Here is a 15,306-nt window from a genome sequence, read left to right on the forward strand (position 1 = left end):
CGATGATCGCTGCGCCGTCGCTGCTTCAAGTTCTGGTCGTCGAGGACGATCTCGGCGATGTGGCGCTGGTGGAGAGCGCCTTCGCCGATCACAGCATCGCCAGCGACCTGCATCACGTGCCCGACGGTGAGGCGGCGCTGGAGTTCCTGCGCCATGTCGGCCGCTACCGCGACGCACCCCGACCGGACCTGATCCTGCTGGACCTGAACATGCCGCGGGTCGACGGCCGGCAGGTCCTGGCCGAGATCAAGGCAGACGAGGCGCTCAAGTCCATCCCGACCGTCGTGTTCACGACCTCGTCGTCTGAAAGCGACGTCGTGTCGAGCTATGAGGCGCAGGCCAACGCCTACGTCACCAAGCCCCTCGACCTGGACGACTTCGAGCGGGCGGTCCTGCAGATCCGCAACTTCTTCGGGCACATGGCCGTCCTGCCGCGCCGCTTCAGCGATGAGGCGTCTTCCTGAGCTGCCTGCCCCGGTCGTGGTGCGGCAGGCAAGTTGCCCTGCCGCACCCCGACGGAGGTGTTCACTGCTGGTTGACGGCGATCTGGTTGGGCAGGGCGATGTAGGGGAACGCCGTGCGGAACGGGACGTTGTTGGTGTCGACCTGGTCGGACAGGCCGTCGACGGCTGGCGGGTGGTTGGGCAGCAGGACGCCTTCGGCCACGCGCAGGGTGATGTCCAGGACGTCGTCGGCCAGGCGGCGGCCGTTGGGGAACCCGGCGTTGTCGCCTGCGATGACGCCGAGGCGGTTGGGGTTGGCGGTCGGCGGGATGGACAGGTTCAGGCGCAGTTGCTCGCTGGGCCGGAAGTCCTTCTTGCGGACGTCGGAGTTCAGCAGCTGGGAGTTCAGGTCGACGGCGACGGGCCCGCAGCCGACGGCGCAGAAGCCGGTCAGGAACGTCTCGACCAGGTCGGTGCGCGGGGTCGCCGGGGCCGGGATGCCGTAGATGGCCTGGACGAGCCTCGGCACCTCCGGGTTGGTGACGTAGGGCAGGAACTTCTTGTCGTCGGCGGGAGGGCTGGCGTTGAACTCGTTCTTGCGTCCGACGGGGATGACGACCTCGTTGACCAGCGGCATACCGAGCCGTGACACCTGGCGCAGCCGGTCACGGTCATCGCGGCCGTGGTCGTAGACGTCGGCGCCGTCGCGGCTGGTGGTGCTCCAGATCCCGACGACCGGGTTGCGTACCGCGTCGCCCTTGAGCGCCAGATCAGCCGACGGAACCTGCAGGGCGACGGTGTTGACGTTGTAGCCGGCCAGGGTGTCCTGGCCGACCTCGCTGAAGTTGCCGCCGTAGAGCAGGTCGAACACGCGCAGGTCGAGGAAGAACGAGTCGTCGGCCTGCCCTGCGAACGTCTTCGCACCGCCGGTCAGCGGCGTGATCGCGGCGTTGGACAGCGACCCGTAGTCGGGCATCGACGCCTTGCCGGTGAACGACGGCGCGACCGGCGCCTTGCTGACCAGGGTCGTCGAACCCTTCGACGTGATCCGCTCCAGGCGGTACGTCTGGCGGAAGTTCAGGTCCGGGTCGTCCAGCGACGTGACCACACCGGTGTCGTACAGGAACGTGTTGGTGTTGCGGTAGGAACTGGCGAAGGTCCACCGGTAGACGATGTCGGGCCGGGCGTCGCCGTTGTTGTCGATGTTCACGTCGTAGGCGGCGCCGTCGGCGAACGGGTAGAAGTTCGGGCCGCCGTTGGGCTCCTCGAACGGAATCCAGTTCGCGATGATCGTCGCGGTCGTGGCGTTGTCCGGGCTGACGAATGCGTACACGTCGGTGTTGTCCAGACGCGGCTCGCCGGCGATCAGCGGCGCTTCCCGATGCGAGGACGCCTGGCCGGCGACCGGGCTGCTCAAGGCCGCGCCGGTGGCGAGCAGCCCGAGTGCGAGCGTGCCGAGTACGGCACGCTGTCGCAGGCGGTGATGCGGTTTGGTCATCTTTCCCCCGTGGATGCGTGGGCGGCACTGCGCCGCAACCTGCGCAACGGCACCCCCGAAGCCTGGTGACGGTCCGGTAACAGGTATTTGGCCCGTTTCTCCTGGCTGGTGGCCGCCGTTTAACGGCCGGACGCTGCTGCAGGCGGAGGCACAGATGAAACTGGAAACGTCGGCAGATCCCGCCGGGCTGTGGCGGCGGCTGGGCCGATGGCGCATCCCCGTGGTCGGCGCCGGGGCGCTGCTGATGCTCGCCTCAGGCGGCCTGCTGCTGACACCCGCACCCGGTCAGCCCGCCCGGCTCACACCCGCGGCGGTGACCGCCGACCCGGTCGCCCGTGCCCGCGAACGCCTGACCCGGCTGCCGGGAGACTGGCGGACGTGGGCGCAGCTCGGCATGGCATACCTGGAGCAGGGCCGCTCCAGCGGCGACCCGGCCCGCTACGCCGAAGCCGAGCAGGCCCTGCGCCAGTCCCTCACGGTGCACCCCGACGGCAACGCCGACGCCCTGGCCGGCCTCGGCGCACTCGCCGCCGCGCGCCACGAATTCGCCGAGGCGCTGCGACTGGGGCGGCAGGCCGTGGCCGTCGACGCCTACCACGCAGCAGGGTACGGGGTGACCGCCGACGCGCTGATCGAACTGGGCCGTTACGACCAGGCGTGGGCCGCGGTCCAATCGATGGTGGACCTGCGCCCCGACACCGGCTCGTATGCCCGCGCCTCCTACACCTGGCAGCTGCGCGGCAACCACACCGAAGCCGTCGACCTGATGACCCGGGCACTGCACGCAGCCCCCGACGCCACCCAGGCCGCGTTCACGCTCGAACATCTGACCGGCCTGGCGTTCAGCCGCGGCGACCTGGACACCGCCGCAGCCCACGTCGCCGACGGCCTACGCCGCGTTCCCGGGCATCCGCCGCTGCTGGCGATGCGCGCCCGCATCGCCGCCGCCCGCACCGGCCCTGACGGCGACCTGAGCGCCGCCCGCGCCGACTGGACCCAGGTCCTCGACCGGCTCCCGCTGCCCGGTTACGCCGCCGAGTACGGCGACCTGCTCGACGCCGCCGGCGACACCGAAGGCGCCCGCCAGCAGTACGATCTCGCCCGTGCCGCGTTCGGGCTACAGGCCGCCCAGGGCGTCGACGTCGGCATCGAACAGGCCGCCTTCGACACCGAGCACGGCGACGCCGCCACAGCGCTGGCCGAAGCCGAAGCCGCGTACAGCCGTAGGCCCTCCATCGCCGGCGCGGACACCCTCGCCTGGGCGCTGCACACCCGTGGCCGCGACACCGAGGCCTTGGACTACGCCGACAGGGCACTGCGCCTGGGCACCGACGACGCCCTCATGCTCTACCACCGCGGCATGATCAGCGCCGGGCTCGCGGATGACCCCGATCGGGCTCGGGCCGCACGCGAAGACCTCGCCAAGGCCTTGGAACTCAACCCTTACTTCTCCGTCCGGCACGCCCGCGACGCCCGCGTCCGCCTAACGGCGCTGGGAGGACACCCATGAGGCGCGCTCTCGCCTTCACCGCCGCGGCCTGGGCCGTGCTCACCGCCACAGCAACCCCGGCCGCGGCTCATCCGCTGGGCAACCTCAGCGTCAACCAGTACGCCCAGCTGAGTATCGGTGCCGACGCGGTGAACGTCGACTACGTGCTGGACATGGCTGAGCTGGCCGCCTTCCAGGTGATCCGCCGTGACGTCGACACCGACCACGACGGCACCGGCTCCGCCGCCGAGAGCAGCGCCTACGCGCGCCACGCCTGCACCGGTGTCGCCACGACCTCCGAGCTGTCCATCGCCGGGCGTCGCTCACATCCGGCGGTCCAAACCGCCACCCTCACCCTGCCCCCGGGGACGGCGGGGCTGGCCACGCTGCGCCTGGAATGCCGGCTGTCCGTGCCGGCGCATGTCGAGCGCGACACGCAGATCTCGTACCGGTTCGGCCAGTACACCGACCGCAGCGGCTGGCGCGAGATGACCGTCGTGGCCGACGGTGTGCAGCTGGTCGACTCCACCGCACCGGCCACCAGTGTCAGCGAGAAACTCACCCGGTATCCGACGTCGGCACTGCAGCAGCAGCCCGATGTCAGCTACGCCACCGCCACCGTACGGCCGGGTGAGGGCCCGCGTGCCGCTGATGCCGGCCCGGTTGCCGCCGCCGGAGTCACCGGCCGCGTCGACCGCCTCACCACCGCCTTCACCGACCTGGTGGCAGCCCGGCAGCTCACCCTCGGGTTCGCCATGCTGGCGCTGCTCGTCGCGCTGGCGCTGGGCGCCGCGCACGCCGTCGCACCCGGACACGGCAAACTGATGATGGCCGCCTACCTCGTCAACGAACGCGGCACCCTGCGCCAGGCGATGTCGGTGGCCGGCACCGTCGTGGCGACCCACACCGCCGGCGTCGTGGCCCTGGGCCTGCTGCTCACCACCGGACTGCACTTCGCCCCACAACGGATCTACACCTGGCTGACGATCGCCAGCGCCGTCGTCGTCTGCGCCGTCGGTGTGACGCTGCTGCGCCGCGCGGTGACCAACTGGCGCCACCACCGCCACCACGAGCACACTCACGCTCACCCCGACGAACAACACGGCCACAGTCATGATCATGGTCACCACGACGACCGACACAGCCGTCCAGGCCACACCCATGGGCACCACGGTCACGGTCACCATCACGACCACAACCACGGACACAGTCACGACCTCAGCCACGGTCACGCTCATCACCACGGGCCGCATGCCGGCGGATTCAGCGTCCGCGGGGTACTGGCCATGGGCCTCGCGGGTGGCCTGACACCCAGCCCGTCGGCGGTGATCGTCCTACTCGGCGCGGTCGCCCTCGGCCGGGCCTGGTACGGCCTGCTGCTCGTGATCGCGTACGGCATCGGCATGGCCCTGACCCTCATCGGCGCGGGCATCGGCATCATGCGCCTGCGCGAACGTCTCGAACGAGACCCGCGCCAATGGATGACCCACCCGGCGTGGCGGATCCTGCCGGTGCTCACCTCCGCCCTCGTCGTCATCGTCGGTATGGGTGTGGCGGTCAAGGCGCTCATGATCTGACCGACGGCACCGGCGGAACGGGTCGTCCCCGCGTCGCTGACCTCGTCGTGGTGACGACCCCTCCGCCCTGCCGCGCGACTACAGTCGCGGGCTGCTCATCATCCTGGCCGCCGTCTGGGCCGCGGCCGGGCTGCTACTCGCGTTGAAAGCTGTCGGCCGACACCGGTCAGCCGCGACCGACGACACCTCGACCACACCGACGCGACCTCGGTGAAAGCACCGTGGAGCGTGTCGGCCCGAGGCTGCGTCGCTCAGCGCCGCGCTAGCCCCGGACGAGTTGCCGTAGCGACACCGCCGGGTCGGTGAGCTGGGCGGCGGTGACGGCGATGTGCTGGTCGATGAGACGCTGGGCGGCGCGGGTGTCCAAGGGCTGGTTGACGGTGACGGCGGCGACGCAGAACCCGTCACGCAGATAGAAGACGCTGAGCGCGTCGTCGGTGTGCAGACGTGTCGCCGCTTCGGCCGACGGGTCAAGGTGGCCGACCATCTCCAGGTGGATGTCGTAGCGGTCAGACCAGAACCACGGCGCCCGCGACGGCTGCTCGGGGGCGCCCAGGATGGTCGCGGCGGCGGTCTGGCCGCTGCGCAGGGCATGGTCCCAGTGCTCGATACGCGGCATCGGCTGCCCGTCGGGGCCGCGTCGGCGGCAGGCGTCCCCGACGGCCAGGACCCGCTGGTGACTGGTGCGCTGGCGAGCGTCGACCAGGATGCCGTTGTCGACGGCGATCCCGGCCGACTGAGCCAGCGCCGTATCGGCGGCGATGCCGATGCCGACGAGCAGCGCGTCGGCGGCCAGGATGCGACCGGTGGACAGTCCGACCCGGATCGTGCCGTCGTCGGCCGCACTGATGTGCGTCACGCCAGCCTGGTGCACGGCGACGCCGTGCGTGGTGTGCCGGTGGTGCAGCAGGGCGGCGGCCTCAACGCCGATGGCTGCCGCCAGCGGCAGCTCACGATGGGCGACCATGCTCACCTGGCAGCCGCGGGTGACGGCGCAGGCGGTGGCTTCGGCGCCGATCAGCCCGGCGCCGACCACCACCAGCCGCTGTCCCGGACGCATGCACTCGCTCAGCCGTCGGCAGTCGTCGGCCGTCCTCAGCTGATGCACCGCGGCGTGGCCAGCCGGCAGGGTGTTGACGCCGGCCGGTAACTCCCGGGGAGTGCCGCCGGTCGCCAGTACGATCACATCAGCGCTCAGTTGCCGGTCGGGCAGTTCGACGACACCGCGGTCAGGGTCGATACCGGTGACCGTGGTCCCGGTGAGCAGCTCGATGTTCTGCTCGGCGAACCAGGCTTCGGTTCGCAACGCGGTGGAGGGCCGCTCACCGCGCAGTACCTCCTTGCTCAGCGGCGGCCGGTCATAGGGCAGGGCGGCCTCGGCCCCGATGAGCGTGACAAGACCTGAGTGTCCGCCCGCGCGAAGCGCCTCCGCGGTGCTCAGCCCGGCAAGACCGGCGCCGACTATGACCACATGCCCGGTCGCCGCGGCGGTCATGGTGTGGTCGGTGGCTGGCCCGGGTACAACCACAGGTCGCCGTCGCGGGCCTCGACGCGGTGCGGGCAGGTGTCGCGGGTCGCCGGCAGGCACGTGACCTTGCCGGTACGCAGGTCGAAGCGGCTCTGGTGGGCCGGGCACTCGACCTCGCCGTTCTCCACCCAGCCTTCGGCCAGGGAAGCCTGCTCATGGGTGCAGGTGTCGTCGAGGGCGAAGAACCCGTCTCCGTCATGGAACAGGGCTATGTCGTCGCGCCAGCCCGTGAGCTTGGCCGGTACGAGGCGGGCTTCGCCGTCGGGCACCTCGGTCGCCCCGCAGACCCGGATTCCATCTGCTGATGCGCTAGTCATGACCACCACGCTAGTTCGCCAGAACAGACAAAACATCCTCAATCGACGGGATGACTTCTTACCGAACGAGAACGTCGACCCATGGTGCGGCCGTCGGGTTCAGGGCTGCCTACCTGCGGCTCTGACGGGTGACGAACGGCCCGGTGCCCGCCTGGTCGTGGGTGACCTGTTCGGCAGCAACCTGTTCAACAGCCTTGCCGGTGGTGCGTTCATCGGCTTCGCCACCGGAAGCGGCGCGGTGCTGCTGGCGCATACCTGCTTACCCTGCCGCTGCCGTTGACCTCCTGACCGGCGTCCACGATGCCAGGTTGCCGACAACCGGCAACCTGGCCGCGCCCGTGTCGGCTGCCTCAAGAGGTTGGCCGGCCACCGGTCACGCGCGCACGCCACCGGCCGAGGCCGGTACCGGCACGTCACGCACCAGGTGCAGCAGATCGTCGACAGACCACTGGTCGTAGGCGTGGGCACCGTACCGCACCGCCAGCCCTGTCCATGCGCACCGTCGTCGGCGAACTCGGGGTCGGCACGATGTCCTTGTACCGCTACGTCGCCGACCGCATCCGCGACGCGGTCACCTGCCACGGCGCGATGATCCCGCTGCTACTTGCCCACCGGCACTCCAGTCCCGGCGTGATGCGGTGCGGTGAGGCACTGCTGGACATCCTTGCGCGCACCGGCCTCGGCCCCGCCGACCGACTGATCGCCTACCGCGCCCTGTTGGCCTACCTGGCCGGCGCCCTGGCCGCCCAGGATCTGCATCCGCCGCACACCGACGAAGCAGTGGGGCCGAACATCCCCGACGGCTACCCCCGCTTGGCACAGGCATCAGCGGCCGGACATGCCATAAGCCCCGACGACGAGTTCCGCGGCGGGCTGCACCTGTTCCTCAATGGCCTGAGACAGCCGCCGAGCCCCGTGACCGGTGCCGGTCACGTCGCATGAGCCAGCTGCTCAGCGTGCAGGCGGCCACTGACCCGCGAGCGGTCGGTCAGGACTGCGGTCGGCGGTCCGCCCAGGCGCTGCCGTACCAGGTCACCGATGCCGTCGACGGTGATGATCGCGACCGGATCGGGTAGCGTCCGTGGTCGTGCAGAGACTGGCGCTCTTCGATCTCGACAACACGTTGGTGGACCGGGATGAGGCGTTTCACCGTTGGGCGGCCGGGTTCTGCGACGACCACGGCCTGCCCCCTGCCGCCTGCGCCTGGCTGGTCTCCATCGACGGAGGCGGCTTCGTGCCGCGGGACCGGTTCTTCGGTGAGGTGAGAGGGCGGTTCGGACTTGCCGCATCCGTTGATCACTTGTGGGCCGACTACCGGCAGCAGATGCCGGAGCTGGTCAGCTGCCGGCCTGCTGTCCTGGACATGCTGACCGGCCTGCGGCGGCAGGGATGGCGGATGGCCATCGTGACGAACGGCCGGGCCGACGGGCAGCTCGGCAAGATCCGTCGTACCGGGCTGGACCGGCATGTGGATGCCTGGGCAGTCTCGGGTGAGCTGGGGATCAGGAAGCCCGCCCGGGAGCTGTTCGAAGCTGCCGCTCGCGGATGCGGCCTGGAGTTGGCCGACGGTGGCTGGGCTGTGGGAGACAGTCCGACGCTGGACGTGGAGGGTGGCCGCGGGGCGGGACTTGCCACCGTCTGGATCAGCAGGGGAATGACGTGGCCGCCCGAACTGAGCCCGCCCGACCAGGTCTGCGGCGCGGTGGAGGAGGTCGAGGGCGTGCTGTCCGGCGGCAGACCGGGGGGCATGCCGGTCGGATGAGCTCTGGGGCGTTTGAGTGTGCGCTGGGTCTGCATCGATAGCGCCGGTCACCGTCAGCCGTTGCTCTGAGGCAGGGGTAAAACCGCTACTCCGGCGGTGGATGCAGCGGGTACGGTGTCGCTGTGGCCGGTGATCGCCTGTAGCGGCGGCCTACGGAGACAGACGCACGGACACGAAGGAGCGAATGGTGCCTGGCGCTGTACTGCGAGGGGTGACTTTGGACTGTGCCGACCCGCAGGCGCTGGCGGGCTTCTACGGTGCACTGACCGGAATGCGCGAGCTCTTCAGTTCGGACGGGTTCGTCGCGCTGACGGACGGCTCCGGCTGTGATCTGGGATTCCAGCGGGTTGACGGATACCGGGCTCCGCAGTGGCCGGGTCAGGACGTGCCACAACAGTTCCACCTGGATTTCCGCGCCGACGACCTCGATGCGATGGAGGAACTGGCGCTGGAACTCGGCGCGGCCAAACCGGCCCATCAGCCCGGCGACGGACGCTGGCGGGTACTGCTGGATCCGGCTGGCCACCCCTTCTGCCTGACGTCTTCCTGACCTCCTCGGCGTTGACAGGCATCCCCGCCAGACGCCGTTCATGTCCGCGACGAGGACGGTCGCCTCGTAGCGGACCGCGAGCCTGTCGTACCAGGTCCGGTTGCCCTCGATGCGATCTACGGTCGACGATGCTGCGCTACGCGATCGGCGAGTTCCACGCTGCCGGTGGTGAGCACTGGGCGCCTCGGCTTCAGCGTGATCGCGACCTTCACATCACACGCAGGTCTCGTACGCGAACGTCGATCTCACCGCCATGGTCAATCACGTCAACGAGAAGCGTCAGATCCGTCCTGCCGCAGTCAGACCACAGGTCGACCCAGACCTCCCATTCGCTTCTCTCTTCGAAGTGCATGCACTCGATCTCTTCCCATGCCGCGGCCGGAAGCGGCACCAGCCTGGCGGGATACTGCCGAGCCCACAGTCCGAGATCGTGCCTTGGATCTCCGGCGTACGGCGAGAAGTCCCGGGAGACCCCTTCGTAGTCACCAACCGCAATCCGACGAACGATGTCCTCAAGAAGCGGCCGGAACCGTTCCGGAACCCGAAACCCCCGCAGATCGTCGCTCACGTTCACCCCCCCGAAACGGCGACCCGCTCCGGCTTCGCTGCTGGAATGCCTATTCATCGAGGTCATCGTCCGGGTCTGCCAGGCTTTCGAAGAGCCCGCCGACACCACGGCCGGTTGGTCGGCCCGCGCCGTCCACCTCCATCAGCCTCCAGAACGGGAGCCGATCGGCGAGTGGACCGTGCATCCCGTCGTCTTCGAGGTGGTAGAGGACCGCGTGCACGGTTTCGGCGGCGACATGGCGGGCCAGTCGCACCAGATCCTCCCGCCGCACTCCATCGGCGATGGCGCGCTCGACGGGCCAGAGCCCATCCACATCGCGCTGCCAGGTGTCGATCATCTGTGGCCGCAGGCGGTGCAGAAAGCGGAACCTGGCCACCTGAGCGATGTCCTCGCTCATCTCCGAACGTGCCCAGCTGAGCGGATCGTCGCAGCCCATCGCCCGCAGGTTCTGCAACATCCCCTCGGCGCGCTCCCGGTCCTGGTCGGTGAGCCCTTCCAGCCACCGCTGATCCTCGTCGGTCACGAGATCATTCTGGCTCCACCGTCAAGCCCGTACCGGTGGAGGAACCGCGAGCGGGACACGGCTCCTGCCGGAGCAGAGCGACGTTCGTGATCGAAATGTGCCGCAACGGCTCTGCGCCGACCACGCCAGGTGAGGAAAGCTGAGACGTTCCTCCCGATCATGGATTGGAGTACGCCGCACCATGCGCCGCCTCGCCCTGCCGTTGCTGCTCACCACCGTTCTGGCCACTGCGGCCGCTTGTGCCGGGTCCTCGCCCGACACCGCCGCCCAGCCCGCATCGCCCAGCCCTGTCGCGACGTCGGCCGCACCGTCGCCGTCGCCGAGCCCGTCGCCGGACACCGCCAGCTACGAGGAGGTCTGCGCGGGACGCACACAGCCGATGACGGAGGTCCTCACGACGGTCGTGCTGTACGCGGGCTTCGCGCACGGCAACTACCAGGGCGGCGACCAGGCGATGAAGAGGGTGCTCGGCAAGCTGAAGGCAGCGGTCGCCGACTACGGGACGTACCTGTCGACAGCCCTCAAGGGCAGCACGGACGCGAAGCTCACCGCGGCACTCACCGCTGACGTGGCCCGGCTGGACGCGTGGAGCAAGAAGATCGCCGCGTCCGGCACCGATTACGACGGCAAGGTCTACACCACGATCAGCGAGGGATGGACGGCGTTCTCGGACTCCAGCTCGTTCAGCGCCCTTTGCGCGGCCTGACATCGCGGGAGGTCGTGACCGGCACGCCCGCACGCCGGTCCTCCCGCTCTGGCACACTGCAACGATGCCTTCGTTTGATCAACTATTTGCCGTGCATGTCGCCACCGGGCTGGCCCGCCAGCTGGCGCTGGGCGACCTGATCGGCGAGCGCGGCTGGCAACTCGACCTGGCCGACGGCACCGTGACGTTCGGTGACGATCTGCGGTATCAGGTGCAGCTTCTCGGCACGGAGAACCACGACGACGGCAGCTGGCTGTGGGCGTGGGCCAACGAGGCGAGCAGCCTTCCGCCTGCGCTGCTGCACCTGTGCGGCTGGCTGCGCGAGTACGGTCAGCGCCAGGGGCTCGCCGAGCTCACCGAGCCCACGTTCGCGCTCCAGCGCGCCGACGGCCACCGCCTCGCGCTGCTGGCCTCCGGCCTGACCGGCCGGTGCTACTACCGCGGCCCGTACGACGGTGGCGCGGTCTTCTTCCACCTCGACGACGCCCCGCCGGAGATCACCGAACCGGTCCGGCCGGAACGCGCGTTGAGTGTCCTGGGCCAGGTCCTTCAGAGCTTCCCGGTCGATCACCGCATCGCCGTGGAGTCGTTCCTGCACCAGCAGTCGTGGCGCCTGGACTCGGCGCCCACGTCGGTGACCGCCCAGCACGTCGACGGCTCCACCCTGCGCGTCGACTTCGACGCCCTGGGCCGCGTCAGCAACATGTCGGGCACGGTCAGCCCGTAGCCCGCAGGTGCTCCGCCGGCGGCTGGCCGCAGGCACGGCCCGGGAAGTAGGGCGAGCCGTCGGGGAACAGGTCCCTAGGCCACACGACCCAAACCCAGCCAGCTCCGGCGCTGGCGACGTCGATCCAGTTGATCGAGGGGCCACGCTCCCGGCGCCACCTGGCCGACCGGAGCGCGGACTCTTGTCCGCGCTCCGGTCGGCCGTCTTGTCAGACGAGCGGGGCCGTACTGAGGATCTTGTCGTAGTTGTCCCAGCCTGTGCCCACGCCGCCGTAGCTGAACGAGAAGGTGGTCGCGGTGCTCGTGCTGCGCCAGACCGCCAGGGTCCCGTCAAAGCGGCCGATGAGGTCCTCCTTGCCGTCTCCGTCGAAGTCCGAAGCCATCAGGTAGTTGACGACCGCCCACCCGACGGAGACTGACTGGCCGCCGCTCAACGGGGTCGGGTTGCCCGGTGTGCTGCTATTGCGATGGATCCACAGCCCGTCACCGGCGTGATTCAGCGCACCGACGTCCTTCTTGCCGTCGCCGTTGAAGTCGGCAATCGGGAGAATCTTGCCGTAGTCGTTCCAGCCCGTGCCCACGCTCCCATAGGCGAACGAGAAGGCGCTGGCGGTGCCGGTGCTGCGCCAAACCGCCAGGGTCCCATCGAAGCGGCCCACGATGTCAGACTTGCCGTCGCCGTCATAATCTGCGGTCGTCAGGCTGTTGACCACTGCCCAGCCCGCCGAGATCGACTGTCCGCCGGCCATCGACGGGCTGCCCGGTGTGCTGGTGTTGCGATGGACCCACAGCCCGTCACCGGCCAGATTGAGCGCGGCGACATCCTTCTTGCCATCGCCGTCGAAGTCCGCGATCGGCAGGATCCTGCTGTACGCGTCCCACCCCGTACCCAGGCTCTTGTACGTGAACGAGAATGTTGTCGCGGTGCTGGTACTGCGCCAGACCGCCAGGGTTCCGTTGAACCTGCCGACGATGTCGTCCTTTCCGTCACCGTCGTAGTCAGCCACCATCAGGTCGCTCACCACGCCCCAGCCCGTGGATACGGACTGGCCAGCCGCCAAAGAGGGATGGCCTGGCGTGCTCGTGTTGCGATGGATCCACAGCCCGTCGCCGGACAGGTTGAGCGCAGCGACGTCCTTCTTGCCGTCGCCGTTGAAGTCACCCAGCCGGCCTACGGCGGCAGGCTTCGGTGGAGGCGGCGGTGTCTGAGGGTGTTCGTTGTACTCCCCCGGATCGAAGGGAGGCGGGTCCCAGCTGGGTAGGGCGGGATTGTCCGGAGAGTCGCCCGCCGCATAACCGGTGTAAAGGAGATCGGCGAGCATTCCCGCCGAAGCGGTCCACTCCTTGGGCACCAGGCCCCAGCCGTAGTCGTTCAGGACCCCGTCCGCTCCGCCGCTTCCGGCCGGATCGGCGATCGTGAAGTTGTCGTTGTTATAGCCGACGATCGTCACATAATGGTAGATCGAGGTGCTCCGCACGGGATAGTTCGGCGGATGCGGATCATTCGGCTCGATCTTCAGGTTGACCACCACAGGGTAGTCATTGTCGATGCTGTAGCGGACGTTGTCGGCGAACCCGATGACGTCCTCGATGCTGTCGAACCCATCGATGGTCGGCCAGTAGTGGTAGAAACTCGTGCCGTTGAACCAGTTGAGAATCGGTACCGATTGCTCGGCGCTCGGCATGCCCCAGTCCCACACCACTGGCGTGTGGTAGACGTCCAGCATGACCGCGAGGTTGAACTGGGTCTCCGGCGGTGGACCCCAGCCGTACCTTCTGGCTATCGCCATCTGCACCGCGGCCGGGCCGCAATAGTAGGCGACCTCCTCGCCGTACCAAGGGCCCTCTATATACCTCGACGCGGCCTGCGCGGGCGTGACGACCATGCCCGACATGACGATGATTCCCAGCAGCGGCAACAGTGCGCGCAACAATCTTCTTCGGACTCGCATGCGCTCCCAGACCTGATCGCGGATAGGGGTTAGGTCACGATCAACGGCAGGACTATTGCACATCGCATCCACGATCGTCACCGCGCCGCTGCTCGACGATCTCGCCGTCATCTGCGGCGACGACGCGCTCGCGGCGGCCACAGGTGCCGCCGTCCGCCTTTTGCCAGGCGCCGCAGGTCGACGCGAGCGGCGCCGGGCTGGCAAGATCCATGCCGCGACCGACACAGACGGGTGAAGACGTGGGACTGTTCAAACGGCGGCCGTTACCGCCGGTGCTCCGGCTCATGGCTGCCGTGCGGCTGCCCACGGCGGGCGGCGAGATCCAGATGTGGGCCATCGCGATGGAGGCGGCCAGAGACGCCAAGCGGGCGGCAGCCTGCCTGGGCATCGTCGAGGACCTGCTGGCAGAGCAGGGCGACGGCCCGCACACTGCGCTGAAGTTCCTGGAGGCGCTGCAGAACACGACGTCGCACGGCGTGCTGGACCTGCTCACGACCGAAGATCTTCTGGCGTTGCGCGGGCCGCGGACGACCGCGGGGTGGGAGCAGGTGGAGCACTTCTGGCAGGCCGTCGTGACGTGGTGCGACCAGAACGCTGTCGATCTTCATGCGAGCATTCCGCTGCGCACCGTCGAGAATCGGCGACTGCGGTCGATCGTATGGCCGTCCAGCCTGACGCTGCCCGGCGAGCGAGTAGTCACCATCGCAGATGTCCTGCAATACGAGCTGGCGACCGGGGCCTCGATGGCGTGACGCACGAGGCGCGTGGTCTGGTGTGATGGGCCGATGACCGACGCGCCCGACCTTGCCCGTCTCCGCGACCTGTACTCCGGGCACCAGCTCGAACCGCCCCTGGGATGGGACGCTGTCCTCGCGTTCCGCTCACGGAGAGTGTCACCTGGCCCGACGAATGGGATGTCCCCGGCTTCGACGGCCTACTGCCCCTGGGCACCGACGGGTGCGGCATGTACTGGGTCCTGGTGGTCACCGGCGACCAGCGCGGGAACGTCTGGTTCTTCGACGAGTACGGCGCACATCCCGCTGATCAGTCTGGTACGTCGATCTCGTCGATCGGCACGCCCCCGGACCCGGCCGGAGGTTTCGTGCGCTGGGTCGCACGATGGCAGGCTGAGCAGCCCAGCCGAATACCGGTGGCGGACAAGCGCAGCAGGCAGTGACAGCGGCAGCGGCTCCGTCACTTGGCGGAGCCGGTGCGGCGGCCCGGCTTCTGCCGTACGGCCTGCGCCTGGGTGCGGATCGCCGCGGCCACCTCGTCGGAGCGGGTCTGCCGGTTCAGCAGGCGGGCCAGGTTCGACTTCTGCACCGCCCACACCTGGAGCTTCGTGTCGTCGCGCAGGACCACCACCAGCCCGGAGTAGCCGTTGTCCACGCTCGCAACGTCGGCCAGCGCGACCTGGTACGTCCGCATGGGGTTGCGCACGATCAGCTCGGTGTCGGTCAGGGTCACCCGGGGCCGCAGCGTCGCCAGCAGCGGCGCGATGATGAACAGCGACCCCAGGGCCAGCGCGCCCAGCTGTGCGCCGTCGACCGGCTCGCCGTACCCGACCACCGTGATGATCACCGCCACGAACATCAGGACGCCCGCGATGACGGACACCACTCCGAAGATCCGGGCGGGCAGCGAGACGTTCCAGGTGCGCAGCATCG

19 protein-coding genes are annotated in these 15,306 nt (G+C 69.1%); 11 read left to right on the top strand and 8 right to left on the bottom strand.

The window, feature by feature from the left end:
* Positions 1 to 2 precede the first annotated feature (2 nt).
* Positions 3 to 464, top strand: coding sequence for a response regulator (locus Cs7R123_RS23340; protein WP_212829851.1), 462 nt, complete (start codon positions 3 to 5; stop codon positions 462 to 464).
* Positions 465 to 525: 61 nt separating this feature from the next.
* Here the strand turns inward: Cs7R123_RS23340 and Cs7R123_RS23345 are convergent, their stop codons facing one another.
* Positions 526 to 1,941: a DUF4331 domain-containing protein gene (locus tag Cs7R123_RS23345; RefSeq protein ID WP_212829852.1), complete on the bottom strand. Its 1,416-nt coding sequence runs from the start codon at positions 1,939 to 1,941 to the stop codon at positions 526 to 528.
* A gap of 154 nt (positions 1,942 to 2,095) precedes the next feature.
* Here Cs7R123_RS23345 and Cs7R123_RS23350 point away from each other — a divergent pair, with 154 nt between their 5' ends.
* Positions 2,096 to 3,451, top strand: coding sequence for a hypothetical protein (locus Cs7R123_RS23350; protein WP_212829853.1), 1,356 nt, complete (start codon positions 2,096 to 2,098; stop codon positions 3,449 to 3,451).
* The gene (locus tag Cs7R123_RS23355; protein ID WP_212829854.1) at positions 3,448 to 5,007 is read left to right on the top strand and encodes a sulfite exporter TauE/SafE family protein; all 1,560 of its coding nucleotides are present in this window, start codon (positions 3,448 to 3,450) and stop codon (positions 5,005 to 5,007) included. Before Cs7R123_RS23350 ends, Cs7R123_RS23355 begins: the two co-directional genes overlap by 4 nt.
* 262 nt (positions 5,008 to 5,269) lie before the next feature.
* Here Cs7R123_RS23355 and Cs7R123_RS23360 read toward each other — a convergent pair whose 3' ends face one another.
* Positions 5,270 to 6,502, bottom strand: a complete 1,233-nt coding sequence (locus tag Cs7R123_RS23360; RefSeq protein ID WP_212829855.1) for an NAD(P)/FAD-dependent oxidoreductase — start codon at positions 6,500 to 6,502, stop codon at positions 5,270 to 5,272.
* Positions 6,499 to 6,852 carry a non-heme iron oxygenase ferredoxin subunit gene (locus Cs7R123_RS23365; protein ID WP_212829856.1) on the bottom strand — a complete coding sequence of 118 codons (354 nt, stop codon included), beginning with the start codon at positions 6,850 to 6,852 and terminating at the stop codon, positions 6,499 to 6,501. The genes Cs7R123_RS23360 and Cs7R123_RS23365 overlap by 4 nt, the downstream gene beginning before the upstream one ends.
* On the opposite strand from Cs7R123_RS23365, the gene Cs7R123_RS23370 reads away from it, so the two are divergent.
* The 4 genes from Cs7R123_RS23370 to Cs7R123_RS23385 all read left to right on the top strand — a co-directional run bounded on the left by Cs7R123_RS23370 (position 6,851) and on the right by Cs7R123_RS23385 (position 9,164).
* A complete protein-coding gene (locus Cs7R123_RS23370) occupies positions 6,851 to 7,132 on the top strand; it encodes a hypothetical protein (RefSeq protein WP_212829857.1) in 282 nt (93 codons plus the stop codon). The two genes, Cs7R123_RS23365 and Cs7R123_RS23370, sit on opposite strands and share 2 nt — an antisense overlap.
* Positions 7,133 to 7,344: 212 nt before the next feature.
* Positions 7,345 to 7,794, top strand: a complete 450-nt coding sequence (locus Cs7R123_RS23375) for a TetR/AcrR family transcriptional regulator C-terminal domain-containing protein (RefSeq protein WP_212829858.1) — start codon at positions 7,345 to 7,347, stop codon at positions 7,792 to 7,794.
* 145 nt (positions 7,795 to 7,939) lie between these two features.
* On the top strand, positions 7,940 to 8,614 hold the full coding sequence (locus tag Cs7R123_RS23380) for an HAD family hydrolase (RefSeq protein WP_212829859.1): 675 nt from the start codon (positions 7,940 to 7,942) through the stop codon (positions 8,612 to 8,614).
* Positions 8,615 to 8,825: 211 nt separating this feature from the next.
* The gene (locus tag Cs7R123_RS23385) at positions 8,826 to 9,164 is read left to right on the top strand and encodes a VOC family protein (RefSeq protein ID WP_244872094.1); all 339 of its coding nucleotides are present in this window, start codon (positions 8,826 to 8,828) and stop codon (positions 9,162 to 9,164) included.
* A gap of 208 nt (positions 9,165 to 9,372) precedes the next feature.
* Here the strand turns inward: Cs7R123_RS23385 and Cs7R123_RS23390 are convergent, their stop codons facing one another.
* Together Cs7R123_RS23390 and Cs7R123_RS23395 are read right to left on the bottom strand one after the other, a co-directional pair.
* A complete protein-coding gene (locus Cs7R123_RS23390; RefSeq protein WP_212829861.1) occupies positions 9,373 to 9,732 on the bottom strand; it encodes a hypothetical protein in 360 nt (119 codons plus the stop codon).
* A gap of 49 nt (positions 9,733 to 9,781) precedes the next feature.
* A complete protein-coding gene (locus Cs7R123_RS23395) occupies positions 9,782 to 10,255 on the bottom strand; it encodes a hypothetical protein (protein WP_212829862.1) in 474 nt (157 codons plus the stop codon).
* Between the two features lie 181 nt (positions 10,256 to 10,436).
* On the opposite strand from Cs7R123_RS23395, the gene Cs7R123_RS23400 reads away from it, so the two are divergent.
* Both Cs7R123_RS23400 and Cs7R123_RS23405 read left to right on the top strand, forming a co-directional pair.
* Positions 10,437 to 10,961 (top strand): hypothetical protein, encoded by a 525-nt coding sequence (locus Cs7R123_RS23400; RefSeq protein ID WP_212829863.1) that lies wholly within the window; start codon positions 10,437 to 10,439, stop codon positions 10,959 to 10,961.
* A 91-nt stretch (positions 10,962 to 11,052) separates the two neighbouring features.
* Positions 11,053 to 11,688, top strand: a complete 636-nt coding sequence (locus Cs7R123_RS23405) for a DUF6882 domain-containing protein (RefSeq protein WP_244872095.1) — start codon at positions 11,053 to 11,055, stop codon at positions 11,686 to 11,688.
* Between the two features lie 208 nt (positions 11,689 to 11,896).
* Here Cs7R123_RS23405 and Cs7R123_RS23410 read toward each other — a convergent pair whose 3' ends face one another.
* Positions 11,897 to 13,720 (bottom strand): FG-GAP-like repeat-containing protein, encoded by a 1,824-nt coding sequence (locus Cs7R123_RS23410; protein WP_212829865.1) that lies wholly within the window; start codon positions 13,718 to 13,720, stop codon positions 11,897 to 11,899.
* Positions 13,692 to 13,850, bottom strand: a complete 159-nt coding sequence (locus tag Cs7R123_RS23415) for a hypothetical protein (protein WP_212829866.1) — start codon at positions 13,848 to 13,850, stop codon at positions 13,692 to 13,694. Before Cs7R123_RS23415 ends, Cs7R123_RS23410 begins: the two co-directional genes overlap by 29 nt.
* A gap of 28 nt (positions 13,851 to 13,878) precedes the next feature.
* Here Cs7R123_RS23415 and Cs7R123_RS23420 point away from each other — a divergent pair, with 28 nt between their 5' ends.
* Entirely contained in the window at positions 13,879 to 14,391 is a 513-nt protein-coding gene (locus tag Cs7R123_RS23420) for a hypothetical protein (RefSeq protein ID WP_212829867.1), read from the top strand.
* A 212-nt stretch (positions 14,392 to 14,603) separates the two neighbouring features.
* The gene (locus Cs7R123_RS23425; protein WP_212829868.1) at positions 14,604 to 14,816 is read left to right on the top strand and encodes a hypothetical protein; all 213 of its coding nucleotides are present in this window, start codon (positions 14,604 to 14,606) and stop codon (positions 14,814 to 14,816) included.
* Between the two features lie 17 nt (positions 14,817 to 14,833).
* Here the strand turns inward: Cs7R123_RS23425 and Cs7R123_RS23430 are convergent, their stop codons facing one another.
* Positions 14,834 to 15,304: a PH domain-containing protein gene (locus Cs7R123_RS23430; protein WP_212829869.1), complete on the bottom strand. Its 471-nt coding sequence runs from the start codon at positions 15,302 to 15,304 to the stop codon at positions 14,834 to 14,836.
* Positions 15,305 to 15,306 lie beyond the last annotated feature (2 nt).

The organism is Catellatospora sp. TT07R-123 (assembly GCF_018327705.1).
Lineage (GTDB): Bacteria > Actinomycetota > Actinomycetes > Mycobacteriales > Micromonosporaceae > Catellatospora.